We start from the raw sequence: 15,872 nt of genomic DNA, 5'->3' as shown, positions 1-15,872 counted from the left end.
CCGCGTTTGGGGCGCCTAATTACAATTCTACATGATACCGAAAGGGAACAAGGAAACCTAAGTTTCCGAAGTGTTTTCCCTGCGGCACGCTTCAAGCCAGAACAGAATTTTTAAACCTGGTGATTTTTGGAGCGACCAATATGCCTGTCCTTTCCAGCCTGAATGGCCTGACCTACACCGAGAACGCATCCCCGACATTATTAGATACGAACGTGACGTTCGCGGATGACGAGCAGGATTTCGACGGTGGCACGGTTGTGGTTTCTGGCTTGCTGGCGGAAGATATTGTTTCCATCAACAATGCGGGAACAGGTGTCGGTGAGATCGGGTTTGATGGTACAAACATTACCTATGAAGGCATAATAATCGGGACGGCGGCAGGCGGAGAGGGCGCAAGTCTGACCATTACACTGAATGCCAGCGCCGACAATGCAGGTGTTGAGGCGCTGATCGAGGCGCTGACCTATGAAAATACATCGGATGTTCCGACTGTCTTGCATGGATTGAGCATCAATGTCACGGACGCGGGCGACAATGATTCCCGTGTCGACCAGTTCGTAAGTTACACTGGTGTCCATAATCCGTTCGATGGTCTCGACGTTGGTGCCCGCAGTTCTATTAGCCTTGCCGACGTCGATAATGATGGCGATCTCGACGCTTTCATCGGTGATAACGTGGGGTCCATTCGTTATTACGAAAACACTGGCGATGTGGACAATGCCGAATTCATCCGGCGTACCGGCGAAGATAACCCGTTGGACAGCGTTTTGGTGCAATATGGTTCCGATGCGGCCTTTGTGGACATAGACAACGACGGCGACCTCGATGTGTTTGTTGGCCAAGGGCTGGGTAAACTTGAATTTTTTGAGAATACCGGCAATGCCGATGCGCCTGAATTTACGGAGCAGACCGGTAGCGATAACCCGCTAGATGCGATCAGCTCTACGTTTGCACTGCGCGCGACATTTCTTGATATGGATGGTGACGGGGACCAAGACGTACTGGTTGGTTACCGGCATGGCACAGTTCGGTATTTTGAGAATACCGGCAACGCAGACAGTCCCGAGTTCGCCGAACGCACGGGAGGGGACAACCCACTCAGCAGTATTAATTTTGGCTCCGAATCATATGTCAATCCCTTCGCTGTCGATTATGACGATGATGGTGATATGGATCTCGTGGTCGGTCATGATAATGGCCAGCTTATTTATTATGAGAATACGGGTAATGAGGACAGCCCTGTCTTTACCCGGCGGACAGGAGTAGATAATCCCTTCGATGGCATTGACGTAGGTGACCAGTCGTCGCCCGAAATCGTGGATATCGACAACGACGGTGATCTGGATTTCTTTTCCGGCAACTGGGATGGGCGGATTGTCCATTCGAACTATAATGTTTTCCCTGTCATATCGGTCTATACCATTGCCGTTGATGATCCGGCGAGCTTTGGCGGTGACCTGACGGGTTCGCTGAATGAGGATACGGATACACTCGGTGGTTCCGCGACAGTAACGGACCCTGAGAGTGCCAACCAGTTTACGGCTGAGACGGTGGGCGGCACCTACGGTGAGTTGACGATCGCTGCCAACGGCGACTGGGTCTATGACCTTGACGAAGCCAACACGGACGTGCAGGCGCTGGGTGCCGGCGATACGCTGGGTGACACGCTGACGATTGAAGCGGCTGACGGCACGGAGCAGGACATCACGATCACCATCAATGGTGCGAATGATGCCGCCACCTTCGGCGGCAATCTGACGGGTGCACTGAATGAAGATACTGACAGTGTCAGTGGTTCCGCGACGGTAACGGACCCTGAGAGCGCCAACCAGTTCACCGCTGAGACGGTGGGCGGCACCTATGGTGACCTGACGATCGCTGCCAATGGTGATTGGGTCTATGACCTTGACGAGGCCAACACGGACGTTCAGGCACTTGGTGCCGGCGATACGCTGGGTGACACGCTGACGGTTGAATCTGCTGACGGTACAGAGCAGAGCATTGTGATCACCGTCAGCGGTGTCAACGATGCAGCCAGCTTTGGCGGTACGCTGACCGGTAGTCTGAACGAAGATACTGATAGTATCAGTGGTTCAGCGACGGTAACGGATCCGGAGAGCGCCAACCAGTTCACCGCAGAGACGGTGGGTGGCACCTTTGGTGACCTGACGATCGCGGCAAACGGCGACTGGGTCTATGACCTTGACGAAGCCAACACGGATGTTCAGGCGCTGGATGCTGGTGATACAGTAGATGACACGCTGACGGTTGAAGCGGCCGACGGCACAGAGCAGAGCATTGTGATCACCGTCAGCGGTGTCAACGACGCGGCCACCTTCGGCGGCGACCTGACGGGTAGCCTGAATGAAGATACCGACAGTGTTGGTGGTTCAGCGACGGTGACGGACCCGGAGAGCGCCAACCAGTTCACGGCGGAGACGGTGGGTGGCACCTATGGTGACCTGACGATCGCCGCCAACGGGGACTGGGTCTATGACCTTGACGTGGCCAATGTAAATGTCCAGAGCCTGGGCGCAGGCGATACGCTGGGTGACACCGTAACCGTACAGTCCGCAGATGGTACCGAACAGGATATCGTTCTGACCATCGGTGGGGCCGATGACGCACCCACCGCGCCCAACCTCAGCAGCGCTGAAGTTACGGAAAACAAGGTCGGCGCTTTTGTTGGGACTTTGTCATCCGACGATGCGGAAGGCGGCGTGACCAGTTACCGGGTTGATGACGATCGTTTCCATATTGAAGGCAACCAGCTGTGGCTGAAGGACGGTGTCTCGCTGGATTATGAGAGCGAACAGGAAGTTCGGATCCGGGTGACGGCGCTCGATGAAGAAGGTTTTGCCAGCAGCACGCTCATGCGCATTAAAGTGCTGGATGTGGACGATGAGGGTTACGGTAGTGCCGGTAATGATATGCTTGTCGGAACGTCCTCCGCAGATATGCTTGTTGGCAATGGCGGCAAGGATACCCTGCGGGGCGGAGAGGGTGACGATACCCTGCTGGCCGGCGGCTGGAAGGACGACGGGGACGGCATCTTTGAAGTGGGTGAGCAAAGCGGCGGCACAGATGACAGTTTCCTCTGGAGCGGTGCTGGTAATGACGTGGTGATGGGCGCTGCGGGGGCGGATGTTATCGGCGGCAATGCGGGTGATGACCTGATCCATGCGGGTGACGGCAAGGATACGCTTTTTGGTGCCATGGGTGATGATACGCTGTCGGGTGATGCCGGTGATGACCTGATCTATAATGGTGCGGGTGCGGATAGCGTTGATGGCGGCGCCGGGGATGATACCCTGTGGGCTGGCGCGGGGGACGACATCCTCAGTGGCGGTGCCGGGGCTGACGTTTTCCGCTTCGGCGCCACATCAGGCAATGACACCATCAGCGACTTTGATGTGGATGAGGATGCCCTTGACCTGAGCGCTTGGCAATTTGCTGACCTCAGTGCGCTAAGCGCCGCAGCTAGTGACGCGACAGTAGCCGGTGAAACTGGGCTGCTGATCACGCTGGATGGCGGGCAAAGTATTTTCCTTGTCGGGCTTGATGTAGCGCACCTCGCAGATATGACTGTCACGCTCTGACCTGACGGTACCGCTTGAGAAAAAAGCCCGGCTGTATGGCCGGGCTTTTTGCTATCAAGCTTTTGTCTGCAGCGGTCGCGTGCGGCTCAACTTTCGAACAGGCCGAGGATGGAGGCCGGTTGTTTGTTGGCGATCGACAGGCTTTGAATGCCAAGCGCCTGCCGTACCTTGTTGGCCTCAAAGCTGGCGTTTGTTGACGCGAGGTTGGCATCAACAAGGTTGCCGATACCTTCCTCGGTGGTGTTCGACAGCGCCTCGGTGAAATCCTTGGTTTGCTGCAGGCGGTTTGAGCCTGCGCCAATTTCGGCAAGTGCACTTGAAACATTGGTGAGCGAGTCTTCAATCGCGCTCACCGCGGCTTGGGCTTCGGCCAGCGTGCCAATGCCTTGCGTGGCTGTCAGTGAGACATTATCACCGCCCAGAGAGAGGTCTTGCGCAGCTACTGTCAGGCTGCCGTCACCTTCGGCTCCGCTGATGGCGACAATATCCTCACCGCCTGATTTGACGGCATTGGTGCCGTTAAATTCGGCGCTGCCGACAATGCCGCTGATCTGGTCACGTAGCGCGCTGAACTCATTGTTGAGCGCTTGTCTGCTGGCGTCGTCAAGGCCGGGGTCAGCAGCCGTTACCGCTTTTTCCTTCAACTCTAGCAAGAGCTCAGAGACCCCTTGGCCGGCAGAGAGCGCCACGTCAGATGTAGACAGCGCACGGTCAAGCGAGTTCTTTACACTGCCGAGGCCTGCAAGGTCACTCTCCAGCAGTTGCGAAACCGCGAGTATGGCCGCGTTATCTTTGACATCGTTCACCTTTTTGCCGGTTGCCAGTTCCTTCTGGTCCGTGCGCAAAAGCGAGCTTGTTTTATTCAATGAGCGAACGCCCTGCAAACTGCCAGCGTTGGTATTGATCGAATCAACCATTTCAGCACCATTTCACAATCCCCTTGGTCCCCACCAAAGGGTGATAAACTACCCAGAGGGCATTATGGCAGAAACGCAGGGCTTTTTGAAGGGCTAGCTAAAATTGCACCTTATTTGTCGTGGCTTATGAAGGCGGCAATGGCGTCTTTGAGCGCAAGCACGTCCATCTTGTCGCTAACGGCATAGGGCGTATGGATCGACAGCACCGGCACGCCGAAGTCGATGGTGTCGATATTATAGCGGGCCAGCTCCGATCCAAGGGTGCCGCCGCCAGCTCGCCCTACCTTATAGGTTGATGTCTGCCATGGCACCTTGCGTGCATCAAGCGCCGCGCGGGTCCAGGCGGTAAATTCGCTGTTGGCATTAAAGCCGCGGCCATAAAGCTTGATGTTGACGCCGAAGCCAAGGCGCGGTGCGTTGGTCAGCTCCCATGCACCCGGGCTCATGGGGTTCACACCCGGATTAACATCGATGGAGAGCGCTTTGGATGCCCTGAGTGCTCGTGCCAGATGCGGCTGGCGGTAGTTGTCGCCCAGTTCAGCATACAGAAGCTCACCGATAAGGTCGGTCAGGAATGTAGACGACGCCCCGGTGACATTCACATTGCCGCTTTCCTCATTGTCGGCGAGGTGAATGAGCGTGGTTTGTGGCGGTGTGTTGATTTCAACCGCGGCTTTCAGGCTGGCGAAGGCCGACAACCGGTCATCCTGCCCATAAGCCGCTGTCAGGCGGCGGTCAAAGCCAACGTCACGCGGGCGCGTTGCAGGCACCAGCGCCAGTTCCGCCGAGACAAGGTCAGCCGCGTCGATCCCGTATGTTTCCTTCAGATGCTCAAAAACCCAATCGGCCACCGCAGTTTCGCCGTGTGGGCCAGAAGCGGCAATAGGGTCAAGGTCCTCATGGGCCACAACTTCGCGGGCGTTTTTCTTCATTTGGTCGCGCGCGGTATGCGGCGAAAGGTCCGGGATGATAAAAATGGGGTCATCGGCGTCGAGGCCGATTGAGACCTCAATCATCTTGCCGTCCTTCTGGTCAACACGCCCGACCAGTGCCAGCGGGATGTTAGTCCACTGATAGGTTTTGATGCCGCCATGATAATTGGTCTGGAAAAGCGCGAAACCCTGGGCATTATCCACCGGCCGACCCTTCAATTCCAGCCGGGGGCTGTCGATATGGCTGGCAACCAGCCGTACACCTTTGGCGATGTCGTCGCGTCCACCGATGACGAGTGTGAGTGCCCGGTCCCGATTGTGGATGTAATAGCGGCTGCCAGAGGTGATGCGGTTACCCTGCTGCCATTCGCTAAAGCCCATGCTGCGCGCCATCTTGATCGCCGATGTCACGGTCATCAACTCGGTGCGGGCGCCGTCAAGAAACCGGGCGTAATCCTTTGCCAGTCCCATCGCGTTCGCTACCTTGCCTTTGTCGGCATCTTTCCAAGCGCTGTCGCAGGTGCCTTGGGCGCAGGGCGCGGCATTCGCGGCCTGGGTAATGGATGTTGCACCTACCAGTAGCGCTGTGATGAGCGATTTTCTCAGTGTCACGGGATGGGCCTCCTGTCTTATTTCCCTTTTTATCCTGTCTTAGAATGAGAATTGACCCATTGCAATCACGATACGGTGAACCTATATCGAATTGATACAAGGGGAATAAACCATAGACAGTGGAGGGTTGCAGGATGACCGTATACGGGATGGTCGCATTTATCGTTTTCATCGTGATGGTCTCGGTCGTGACGATGAAAGTCATCTCCGCCAAGGCAGCGGGCAAAAGTACCCAGCAAAAAGACGACGTAGCAAACGCACGCATTGATGCGCTAGAGGAGCGGGTACGGGTGCTTGAGAAAATAGCCACCGACAAAAGTTCCCGGCTTAAGGATGAAATTGACGCGCTTTAAAAATGGTGCGCAGGACGGACGACACAACGCGAGGACAGGATTATGGAAGACGGCCAGATATTTGTATTGACGATCATTTTTGGATCATTCGTTTTTGCGGGCTTCAGTCAATGGATGAAGGCCAAGACTGATGCAATGAAAAACGCCGCCCGTGAGGGCGACAATGCACTCAAGCGTGAGGTCAGAGCGCTTGAGGAACGGGTGCGGGTGCTGGAACGTATCGCAACCGATAAACGCTCGCGCCTGAAGGAGGAGATCGACGCACTTTAGATGTGGCGTTCAGCTTTATAACTTTTGGTGTGTTCCAAAAAGCACAGGGCTGGATATTTTGCAATCTTTGGTGGTTTTTCTTCATCTTTTTCGCGATCAAGGACAGCGTAGGTAAGAGGTGTTATCCAGCATTTTGTGGCTGAGTATGGCTGGCTGTACACGGTTATCGTATTCATTTTTTTGAATTAATCTTAATTTAAGCATTCAGGGCGTATCACTCCAGCCATGGGGTCGAGTTAACTTCACAAACGCAACAGGAGTATGGTTATGCGTTGGAAGATAGCTGACTGGCCGATGATGATAAAGCTTGGGCTTGGTCCCCTGCTCGCTCTCATTATGATGGCCGTAATATCTTGGATAGGAACGTCAAGCCTGAACAATCAGGTTTCACAACTTACCAGTGTTGTAGAAAATAATCTGAAGGGCGGTGCCGAGCTTTCCGAGCTGAGAACCGAACTTTCTTCTGTTAATGGTGAATTATACCGGATCGCGACGCTTCAGGCGGCCGAGGCCGAGGAACTTGACCTCACGGGCGCCATGGAAGCGCTGCGCGGGCGGGTAAACGACATCATTGCGGGGCTTGAAGGCTACAAAACCCGTTACATGAATGACACGGATGCGAGTGCGATCGATCAGTCGGTTGAAGAACTGGCGCAGTACCGTGATTCCATTGAGGTTGTGGAGTCCATGCTGGAAATCGATTTTGCCAGCGCTGTCTCTCTCATGAAGCCGTTCAAAGACAATTATATGAAAGTCAGCAACAACCTGACCGCTGTGGTCGAGCAGGGGGTTGCCGATTCCGAAAGCCGTGCGGTCGAGGCGCAGGAAGATGCATCCGCTTCAACAGCAACTTTCCTTGCTTTTACCATTGGCGCTATTGTTATTGTGGTCGCCATCTCAGTTGTTGTGTCTTTGAACACCATTCGCTCAACGACGGCTATCGCTGCCGCGACGCAGCGCTTGGCGGAAGGCGACAAGAATATCGACACCACGAGCATGCACCGGCTGGATGAACTCGGCGGCATCGTGACCTCGCTCGAATTCTTCCGCGATACCATTATTCGCAACGAAGCGATGCAACAGGAACAGGAAGAAAACCGCCTGCGCGCCGAAGCTGAACAGGCTGCACGCGAAGAGGAAGAGCGTCAGCGTGAAGAAGAGGCGGCCAATCAACTACGCGCAGAAAGACAGCGCGCAGAGGAAGAACGCCGTGCCGCTCTGCTGACACTCGCAGACAACTTCGATGCAAGCGTCAACAGTCTGGTTGCCAGCGCATCAACCTCGGTGAAAAATGTTTACGACAGTGCCGCGGGCGTGTTTGAACGCACGCAACGCACCATGGCGGGTTCGGGCGAACTGGATAATCTCATTCAGACAGTGTCCGGCAGCATGTCGACTGTTTCTGCCGCAACAGAAGAACTGACATCTTCTATCGCTGAAATCAGCCGTCAGGTGCGTGAGTCTGCCAATGTGGCAAGTGATGCCGTGCAGGAAACGCAGCGTACCAGTAAATCGGTGGCAGACTTGTCAGAGGCTGCGAACCGCATTGGTGAAGTTGTCAAACTGATCAATGACATTGCAGAACAAACTAACCTGCTAGCGCTCAACGCGACGATCGAAGCCGCGAGAGCCGGTGAAGCGGGCAAGGGTTTTGCCGTCGTTGCCAGTGAGGTCAAGTCGCTTGCGAACCAGACGGCAAAAGCCACTCAGGAAATAGCGGGTCAGGTGCACCAGATGCAAGCGGTCACGCAGGAAGTGGTGGAAGCTACAGCATCGATCAATCGCATCAATGAGCGCGTGAACGAGATCGCGGGTGATATCTCCGTCGCTGTTGATGAGCAGGGATCGGCCACCAACGAGATTGCCCGCACAGTGCAGGAGGCTACCTTTGGTCTTTCCGGTATCGCGGACAATAGTTCCATTGTGTCCTCAGCCGCTACGGAAAACGGTAAATCGGCAGGCAATATGGTTGAAATCTCTCAATCGCTTCAAGCCCAGTTCGAGGACCTGAGCGGTGAGGTTAATAACTTCGTCGTGAAAATTCGCGCCGAATAAGTCCCACCAAAAAATTTAATATTGGAGTTGTCATGATCAGTAAAATGTTCAGGAAACCGGTTACCTGTGGCCTGATGGCCCTTGCGATAACCACTTTGCCAACCACAGTTTCAGCCGCACCGAGTGAAAAAGATGTGCTGGTTGCAAGTCGGGCACTGAACTTTATCAGCCCGAAACCGTCTGGCGAAATAACAGCTGCAATCATTTATGACGCATCGAACGCAGCGTCAAAAGCTGACGCGGAAGGCCTTGCAGCTATTATCGGTGGCGGCATGAAGGCAGGCAAGGTCACCCTGGTTGGCAAACTTGTCGATGTAAACGACATGGCGGCTATGAAAGGCTCAGCCATTGCCTTTGTAGCCGAAGGCACAGCAGCGCATCACAGCGCGATTGCTGCGGCAGTATCAGGCGCAGGTATCCTGACGGCATCAACCGACTTGTCGTGTGTCCGTAGTGCGCAGTGTGCGCTTGGTGTCAGTACCGATCCTAAAGTCGAAATTTTTGTCAATAAATCCGCTGCGTCCGCAGCGGGCGTGGAGTTCCTTCCGGCCTTCCTCATGATGGTGAAAGAGGTTTGATCGCGGCTGCCACGACAATAGGCGCAACCTCACCCGCGCAGTAGCAGAACCGCATAAATTCAAAGGATCGAGTAAATGACTATGAAAAAAGCTTTGTTGAGCACAACCGCCATTCTGATGGCATCAACCATGGCACAAGCACAAACCATTGATTATGGCGGCCTTGAAATGATGTTCGGCGAGCCGGTTACCGAGGGTGCCACAGGTACCCCGAAACGCGCTTCCGATACGCCGATCAACATGACAATCGTGACTGCAGAAGAGATCGAGCGCAGTGGCGCCCGTGATATTCCTGAAATTCTACGCCGGGTTGCGGGTGTGGACGTTCAGCGCATGGGACAGTTCGGCGCAAGTGTAAGTATTCGTGGCCGTAACCATGACGGACAGCGCCTGCGCGTGCTGATCAACGGCCGTGACACCTTCCGGGCCTATGAAGGCACCACCGTATGGAACTCGCTGCCGGTCTCGATGGAAGAAATTCGCCAGATCGAAGTTGTCCGTGGCCCGGCCACAGCGCTTTACGGTGCCAACGCTGTTACCGGTGTTGTCAACATCATTACCTTCAGCCCGCTTTATGATCGCCCGAACACTGTCACCGCCAAATATGGTGACAATGGCCTTCGTGAGGTCTCTGCTGTTTCCACGCTAGGCCTCGGTGATGCCGGTGGCATACGGCTGTCTGGTGGTTACACCGAGATGGACATTGCAGGTGCAACCCTGACTGCCAGCCAGATACTTGCCCGCGAGGAAGAGCCGGACATGGTGCGTTTCTCAGGCGACGGCCTCTTTAACCTCTCAAGCAGCCTGAAGGTTGGCTTTGAAGGCACATACTTCAAGGGCGATACGCTGGCGCAAAGCCAGTTCGGTATTGCGGATGCAGGCACATCCGAAGACTATTCCCTGCGGCTTTACGCAGCGCTTGACAGCAGCATAGGCCGCTGGACCTTCCAAGCGTTCCAGAACGTCAATGACGAATCCAGGAATAACGTGCTCAACCTCAGTAGTGGCAACTCAGTCGTTTATACTCAGTCTATTGCGGCCAAAACCAAATATGTTGATCTCAGCAACGCACAAAGCCTTGGCGCAACAAATGTGCGTTTCACGGTTGGGTACCGTGAGGACGCCGTTGATCAGTTTGGTAACACCGCCGCATTAGGCACCGGGCAGGTGGGCTACAAGACATTCTTCGTTTCGGGCCTTGCGGATCATACTTTCTCCGATACCCTGTCGCTGGCTGTTTCTGCTCGCTACGACAGCTTGGATGCCTTCCGTACAGCGGATGAGTTGCCATTGGTGGTGCCGTTTACCAACGATGACTTTGGGACCTACAATGAAATCAGCGTAAACGCAGGCCTGACATACAAGATGTCGGATGTTGACACGCTTAAGGTAATGTACGCCCGCGGCTTCCAGGCACCGAACCTGTTCCAGCTTGGCGGCGAGAGTGTTGCGACATCCGTCTTTCCTGGTACGGTCGGTATTGGTGGTTCGCCGCTCGTCGAATCCGCGATTTCAACCCAGTATGAGCTGCAGTATCTGCGTTCGCTCGCTGATATTAATGGTTCCCTCAGTGTGTCGGTCTTCTACCGTAAGGACGCGGACGGTATTGCCCGCAGTATTCAAGGGTCGTTACTCCCACTGGATAACGGCACGCTTTACCTCGGGTCTGATAACATCGGCAACGCTGAGACGCTGGGCTTTGAGGTTGACCTCAAGGGCAAGACCGAAGGCAATGTTGTTTGGGGGCTGAACTATGCGTTTGCGGATACGTCTGATGAGTTGACCCGTGAGAGTGGCTTCACGGCGATTTCCGACGTGTTCCCGATCAAGGCGGACTATTTCGCTGACCGTAGCTCCAAGCACATCGCGACGGCAAACCTCGGTTATGAAGCTGGTAAATTCAGCGCTGATGCGTTGATCCAGTACAAGTCCGGCTATACGTCCTATAGTGGCTTCACCTTAATTCCGGGCGTTATTGACCCCACGCATGATGTGGATGGTGTCTGGATCGGTAACCTTGCAGCCCATTACCAGTTGACCGATAATGTCAAACTGTCGGTGGTTGGCGAAGGCCTGTTTGAGAAAATTCGCGAAGACGCAATTGATGCCTCCCTGGCCGCTGAACGCCGCATCCGCGCGAGCGTCAGCTTCAGCTTCTAGAAGTTTGCGATAAAGAAACCACAAAAGGGCCGGTTCTCCGGCCCTTTTCATTGGGGCAGGGCGTTGGCGGGTGGTGGGACCGCACCAATCCGCAGCAGGATCAGCGCCCGTTCGGTGATGATTTAACGACTATTTGGCACCGGGCTATTTTTCCACTACCCAAGCCGGTCTCCATTTGCTAAATGGTGGCCCGTGGTTGGGGCCTGTAGCTCAGCTGGTTAGAGCCGGCCGCTCATAACGGCTTGGTCGGGGGTTCGAGTCCCTCCGGGCCCACCACTTTCCTATGCATTCTCAGAAAAACCCGGAACATTCTCAGAAATAACTGGGTTTTTCTGGGGTGCTCCCTCCACATGTCTGAAAAGTTGTCTTTTTTAGGGTTCGGTCTGTTGCGTGCGAAGTAGCGGCACAGCGGACAATTAGATTTCCCCTGTTTGGTCAGAAATCGCTATTAGGTCGATGAAGGGAGGTCTGCTCTCGGCCAAAAGCAGATGCTACGAGTCCGCGGTCGTAGGATTATTTCAAGTGCTGGAGGCCAAATGGTGTCTGTCTCGATTTCAAGATACGAAGAATTAATGCGATTCTGGCCATGTCTGAACGTGAGCACACGTTTAATTATCTAGTGGGGACCTCAATCGCGGAAATCAAGACGATACGAAACTGGCAAAAGTGACCGCTCAGCAACCTGAAGTTCTGGCTACTAATCTCAACATCTTTCGCCAGCGCTATCTTGTTTCCACCGGGCAGATGACGCCTTCTTGTCCGCACTGGGCGGTTGCCCAAACATTCGGGTGTATTCGCGACTAAACTGCGAGGCACTTAAATATCCTACCTCGAAGGCTGCTTGGATCAATGCCTCCCCTTTTAAGATCAAACGGCGAGCTTCGAGCAACCTAAGCTGTTTCTGGAATTGTAGCGGGGTGCGCAATGTAATGGCACGAAAGTGCTGGTGAAATGCCGAGCGGCTCATGCCTGCTGCTGCTGCCAGACGTTCAATCTGCACGGGTTGAGCGTAATCGGCCCGAAGGATCGCGACGGCACGTGCAATGCGTTGCGCGTGGCTATCGGGCAATCCGAGGCTCCTAATGGAAGCACCCTGGCGGCCAAATAGCAGCCAATAGTGGATTTCTCGAAGTAAACCATCCTTCAGTACGGCGAGCGATTCCGGTCGATCCAATAATCGCGCCAGCCGAAGAAACACAGTCCACAGATCCTCGTTTGTCTCCAGCGTGACTTGCGATGTATGAACTTCTTGTGTGCTGATGATTAGGTCTGTGAGTACGGTGGTATCCAGATCAAGTGCTATTGCCAAATAGGGGACGGAAGGCGTTGCCTCGCTTATTCGGCTTGCCTCCGGCATATGGCTGGTGATGACCATCGTTTGCCCTGCTGCATATGATGAAGCGCCCTCCGCCGTGTACACTTGCTTGCAACCTTGTAAGACCAAGCAAATCAAAGGCCGCACCAATGTGTACTCCAATCCTCTCGGTGACGAGTGCTTGACCAAGTATAGGCCATCAACAGGGGTGGCTGTGACGCCGTCCACACGGCGGCGCTTTTCCAAATAGTTAAGGATCGCTTGTTTCAGCAGGTCTGACATAGGGCAGATTCTGGCTGTAAAGGCCTTCAAAGTAAAGAAGACTTGGACAATTAGGCAAGAAAATCCGACCTTCTGGCACCCGCCACAATACGCTCTATGCTACACAGTATGTCTTGAAACCAAAAACGGAGAAGCACCGATGATCCACTCACCGCCGTCAGAGAATCCATCGCCCGAACTCAGCTCACACGCCACGCACCGTGGGGTGCAGGTACTGGGAGAGCAAGGCGTTGAAGGTCGCAAAGCATTCTTTATTCAAATCGAAGCACGACCAGGGCATGAGGAGGATATCATGCAAATGTTACGTGACATTCATGCATGTGTTGAAGACGAACCCGCAACGGGACCTTGGTTCGCCATTCGTTTTTCACAGACAAGTTTTGGCATCTTCGAAGCCTTTCCCGACCTGGCCGGGCGCCAAGCGCACGTTGAAGGCGGAGGGGGCGACATTTTCCGCGATCTATCGCGTATGAACACTATCTTGGCAGATGCCGCCAGAGTACATCGTGTGGATGTACTAATGAGCAAGGATACCTTCTCTCATCTCTAGCAAATTTAGCGGCCCATGTCCTGACACCACCGCGTGCCTGTGGGCGGTGGCCACCTTAGTAAAATTAGGTGGCTGCCAGGTCGGTTTAAGACAGCTTGAACTGAAATGCGAAAAGTCAAGCCACACCATTCAAGTCCAGGAACACCTCATAAGTAATCGGATTGTGACGTTTCATGGTGATTATATCTATTCCCAGCTCCCTAGAGAACTTCATGTGTAGAAGCCGATAGGACTTCACGTTCTTTGGGTTCCTTTTTGTAGTTATGCTAGAACAACTTTTCGCAACGTCCTTGCTCGATACTCTGGAAATAGAAACCACAGTGATTATCGGCAACGACTGGGGCGCAACACTTGCCTGGCAGGCAGCACTTTTGCGGCCAGAGAGATTTATTGCGGTCTCGACGATCGGCGTACCTATTATGGGGCAGACGCCGGTTCCGCCTACGCAGGTCTTCCCGCGAACTGATGACGCGCTTTTCTATGTGCACTACTTTCAAGATGAGGGAGTCGCCGAAGCGGAGTTCGAGCAGAATCTGCGTCAGACGCTTCAAAAGATTTACTATGCGGCCTCTGGCGACGCAGGGCCGCGTGGAAATGGGGCAACGACACCGAATCCTTTCGGAATGGTCATGCGCAACAAAGGGTTTCTCGCATCACTGCCTATACTGCGACTCAGCCTACCTTGGCTGTCAGAAGTGGACCTTGCTATCTTTGAGGCTGACTACTCGAAAAGTGGTTTTAGAGGTGAGCCTAACCTTTATCGTAACCTCGACCGGAATTGGGAGCTCCAGACAACCTTCTCGGGCCTACTGCTAGATGTTCCCGCGCAATTTATGATCGGAACTCGAGACACCGGGCTGGCGATTCCCGGCATGAAGCAAATAATCGAGGCGCAGAAGTCGCTAGCACCTCAACTCCGTGATCCCGTCTATTCGGACGGCTGCGGTCATTGGGCGCCGCAGGAATACCCCGATCAGGTCAGCAATCTGTTGGCGAATTTCTTGGAAGGGGTCTGTTGTTAGTATCGCCAAATACTGCATTGAGTGGACAAGTTTAGTCACGTATCCAAAGTTCTGCGTCTAGCGCAGGTTGGCGCGGAAGGATAGGAAATTTCGTGCCCGCAGGAGGCATTTGCCACGTTGCTCCGTTGTACTTTTAGTAGGCAAAGGAGTAGGCAGTGCGGATCAACATTCTTTTCAGCGTATTGGCATTTACAGCAATCTATTGGGCACCTTCCGGGGCGACGGATAAGGGATTTTATCCGAATCTGGATGACGAAAAACAGTATAGTGAGTACTGGGAACAACAGTATTTGTTCGACAGTGGTGCCCTTCTGACGAGTCAATTCCTGATCGCCAACTTACCCATAAGCGAGCACCACGGCATGGTGGTTGCGACACTGAAGTTGCCAGAGCGCGAAACAATTGTGGTCAAGAATGGTCGGAATAGAGATGGCTGGAGTTACAACAGCGTCACCAAAGGACTGGGTATTTTTCAACACGAGATTTGGCCAGAAAATGACGCATATCTAATGCGACTGAAAAATACCGCGGCGGAAGTCGATGCTGCTATTTCAATTGTCCCTGACACCGCCGTTGTAATGCCTGAAGGCAACGCCTATGGCCTCCCAAACATTACACTCTATGCAGCCCCAGCGATCGCGTTTGGTCGTTGGAGGGCAGGCCCGGAAATAGGTGGGGAAGGTGACGAAGGCGACTGGACCCCTCTCGGTATAGGGGTGGGATATGGACTTCACGTGCGTCAAAGCAAGGCACCAAACGCCGTGATCAAACGGTGGCAGAAGTTTATCCCCACAGAGAATTCATCAGCAACAGTTCCGATATTGAACTTTTTCGAATTTTGGGACGGCCGCACAGTGGCCGTATTGCTACTCCACCGGCAAAAAAACGGGTGGTGGCGACAGGTAGTAGAATGTTCGACTGCTGCAGAGATAGCGGACGCGTCTGTGGCATGCAGCAACGATGAAACATTCATTGACGGAACCTTCGGTAAAGCCACGCAAGTCGAAGAATTCAATCTACAGGATGAACTTAATGTGTTTGAAAGAATGGCGGCCGGTTCCTTGGCGGACATTTCGCGGGCGCGAGCAAAAGTGCCTTACCGACTGAGGATAGAAATTGACCAGGATGTTCTGGATTTGCAGGGTGAAGCTCTTCTGGAGGACAACAAATTCACGGCGTACGATGAGGCGCAGCGAAAAGCTCGACGTCGTCGCTAAGCGGTATGCA

The 15,872-nt window shown here is 54.0% G+C and carries 12 protein-coding genes and 1 tRNA gene; 10 read left to right on the top strand and 3 right to left on the bottom strand.

All coding sequences use genetic code 11. The features are described from left to right. The first annotated feature begins 140 nt into the window (after positions 1 to 140). Positions 141 to 3,599, top strand: a complete 3,459-nt coding sequence (locus tag ACN0VM_RS11385; RefSeq protein WP_417451007.1) for a VCBS domain-containing protein — start codon at positions 141 to 143, stop codon at positions 3,597 to 3,599. 86 nt (positions 3,600 to 3,685) lie between these two features. Here ACN0VM_RS11385 and ACN0VM_RS11380 read toward each other — a convergent pair whose 3' ends face one another. Continuing rightward, positions 3,686 to 4,516, bottom strand: a complete 831-nt coding sequence (locus ACN0VM_RS11380) for a flagellin (RefSeq protein WP_417451006.1) — start codon at positions 4,514 to 4,516, stop codon at positions 3,686 to 3,688. 110 nt (positions 4,517 to 4,626) lie between these two features. Then, complete coding sequence (locus tag ACN0VM_RS11375) at positions 4,627 to 6,060, bottom strand: aminopeptidase 1 (protein ID WP_417451005.1); 1,434 nt, start codon at positions 6,058 to 6,060, stop codon at positions 4,627 to 4,629. Positions 6,061 to 6,194: 134 nt separating this feature from the next. Between ACN0VM_RS11375 and ACN0VM_RS11370 the strand changes: the two genes are divergently transcribed. From ACN0VM_RS11370 to ACN0VM_RS11345, 6 genes are all read left to right on the top strand, one after another. Further along, positions 6,195 to 6,413 carry a hypothetical protein gene (locus tag ACN0VM_RS11370; RefSeq protein ID WP_417451004.1) on the top strand — a complete coding sequence of 73 codons (219 nt, stop codon included), beginning with the start codon at positions 6,195 to 6,197 and terminating at the stop codon, positions 6,411 to 6,413. Positions 6,414 to 6,455: 42 nt separating this feature from the next. Continuing rightward, positions 6,456 to 6,683 carry a hypothetical protein gene (locus ACN0VM_RS11365; RefSeq protein WP_417451003.1) on the top strand — a complete coding sequence of 76 codons (228 nt, stop codon included), beginning with the start codon at positions 6,456 to 6,458 and terminating at the stop codon, positions 6,681 to 6,683. 267 nt (positions 6,684 to 6,950) lie between these two features. Next, entirely contained in the window at positions 6,951 to 8,738 is a 1,788-nt protein-coding gene (locus ACN0VM_RS11360) for a HAMP domain-containing methyl-accepting chemotaxis protein (protein WP_417451002.1), read from the top strand. A 32-nt stretch (positions 8,739 to 8,770) separates the two neighbouring features. After that, a complete protein-coding gene (locus tag ACN0VM_RS11355; RefSeq protein ID WP_417451001.1) occupies positions 8,771 to 9,316 on the top strand; it encodes a hypothetical protein in 546 nt (181 codons plus the stop codon). Positions 9,317 to 9,391: 75 nt separating this feature from the next. Beyond that, complete coding sequence (locus tag ACN0VM_RS11350) at positions 9,392 to 11,476, top strand: TonB-dependent receptor plug domain-containing protein (protein ID WP_417451000.1); 2,085 nt, start codon at positions 9,392 to 9,394, stop codon at positions 11,474 to 11,476. 199 nt (positions 11,477 to 11,675) lie between these two features. Next, positions 11,676 to 11,752: transfer RNA gene (locus tag ACN0VM_RS11345), tRNA-Ile, on the top strand. 427 nt (positions 11,753 to 12,179) lie between these two features. Here the strand turns inward: ACN0VM_RS11345 and ACN0VM_RS11340 are convergent. Then, positions 12,180 to 13,073, bottom strand: coding sequence for an AraC family transcriptional regulator N-terminal domain-containing protein (locus tag ACN0VM_RS11340; protein WP_417450999.1), 894 nt, complete (start codon positions 13,071 to 13,073; stop codon positions 12,180 to 12,182). Positions 13,074 to 13,212: 139 nt separating this feature from the next. Here ACN0VM_RS11340 and ACN0VM_RS11335 point away from each other — a divergent pair, with 139 nt between their 5' ends. The 3 genes from ACN0VM_RS11335 (at position 13,213) to ACN0VM_RS11325 (ending at position 15,862) form a co-directional block, all read left to right on the top strand. After that, positions 13,213 to 13,623 carry a hypothetical protein gene (locus tag ACN0VM_RS11335; RefSeq protein WP_417450998.1) on the top strand — a complete coding sequence of 137 codons (411 nt, stop codon included), beginning with the start codon at positions 13,213 to 13,215 and terminating at the stop codon, positions 13,621 to 13,623. Positions 13,624 to 13,913: 290 nt separating this feature from the next. Beyond that, a complete protein-coding gene (locus ACN0VM_RS11330; RefSeq protein ID WP_417450997.1) occupies positions 13,914 to 14,645 on the top strand; it encodes an alpha/beta fold hydrolase in 732 nt (243 codons plus the stop codon). 155 nt (positions 14,646 to 14,800) lie between these two features. Continuing rightward, positions 14,801 to 15,862 (top strand): hypothetical protein, encoded by a 1,062-nt coding sequence (locus tag ACN0VM_RS11325; protein ID WP_417450996.1) that lies wholly within the window; start codon positions 14,801 to 14,803, stop codon positions 15,860 to 15,862. Positions 15,863 to 15,872 lie beyond the last annotated feature (10 nt).

The organism is Kordiimonas sp. (genome assembly GCF_048260245.1).
Classification (GTDB): domain Bacteria; phylum Pseudomonadota; class Alphaproteobacteria; order Sphingomonadales; family Kordiimonadaceae; genus Kordiimonas.
This window is presented reverse-complemented; position numbering and strand designations above follow the sequence as displayed.

Bases quoted from the DNA above. Each gene is read 5' to 3' on its own strand.
- ACN0VM_RS11385 (WP_417451007.1), top strand. From the start codon at position 141: ATGCCTGTCCTTTCCAGCCTGAATGGCCTGACCTACACCGAGAACGCA.
- ACN0VM_RS11380 (WP_417451006.1), bottom strand. From the start codon at position 4,516: ATGGTTGATTCGATCAATACCAACGCTGGCAGTTTGCAGGGCGTTCGC.
- ACN0VM_RS11370 (WP_417451004.1), top strand. From the start codon at position 6,195: ATGACCGTATACGGGATGGTCGCATTTATCGTTTTCATCGTGATGGTC.
- ACN0VM_RS11365 (WP_417451003.1), top strand. From the start codon at position 6,456: ATGGAAGACGGCCAGATATTTGTATTGACGATCATTTTTGGATCATTC.
- ACN0VM_RS11360 (WP_417451002.1), top strand. From the start codon at position 6,951: ATGCGTTGGAAGATAGCTGACTGGCCGATGATGATAAAGCTTGGGCTT.
- ACN0VM_RS11355 (WP_417451001.1), top strand. From the start codon at position 8,771: ATGATCAGTAAAATGTTCAGGAAACCGGTTACCTGTGGCCTGATGGCC.
- ACN0VM_RS11350 (WP_417451000.1), top strand. From the start codon at position 9,392: ATGACTATGAAAAAAGCTTTGTTGAGCACAACCGCCATTCTGATGGCA.
- ACN0VM_RS11340 (WP_417450999.1), bottom strand. From the start codon at position 13,073: ATGTCAGACCTGCTGAAACAAGCGATCCTTAACTATTTGGAAAAGCGC.
- ACN0VM_RS11335 (WP_417450998.1), top strand. From the start codon at position 13,213: ATGATCCACTCACCGCCGTCAGAGAATCCATCGCCCGAACTCAGCTCA.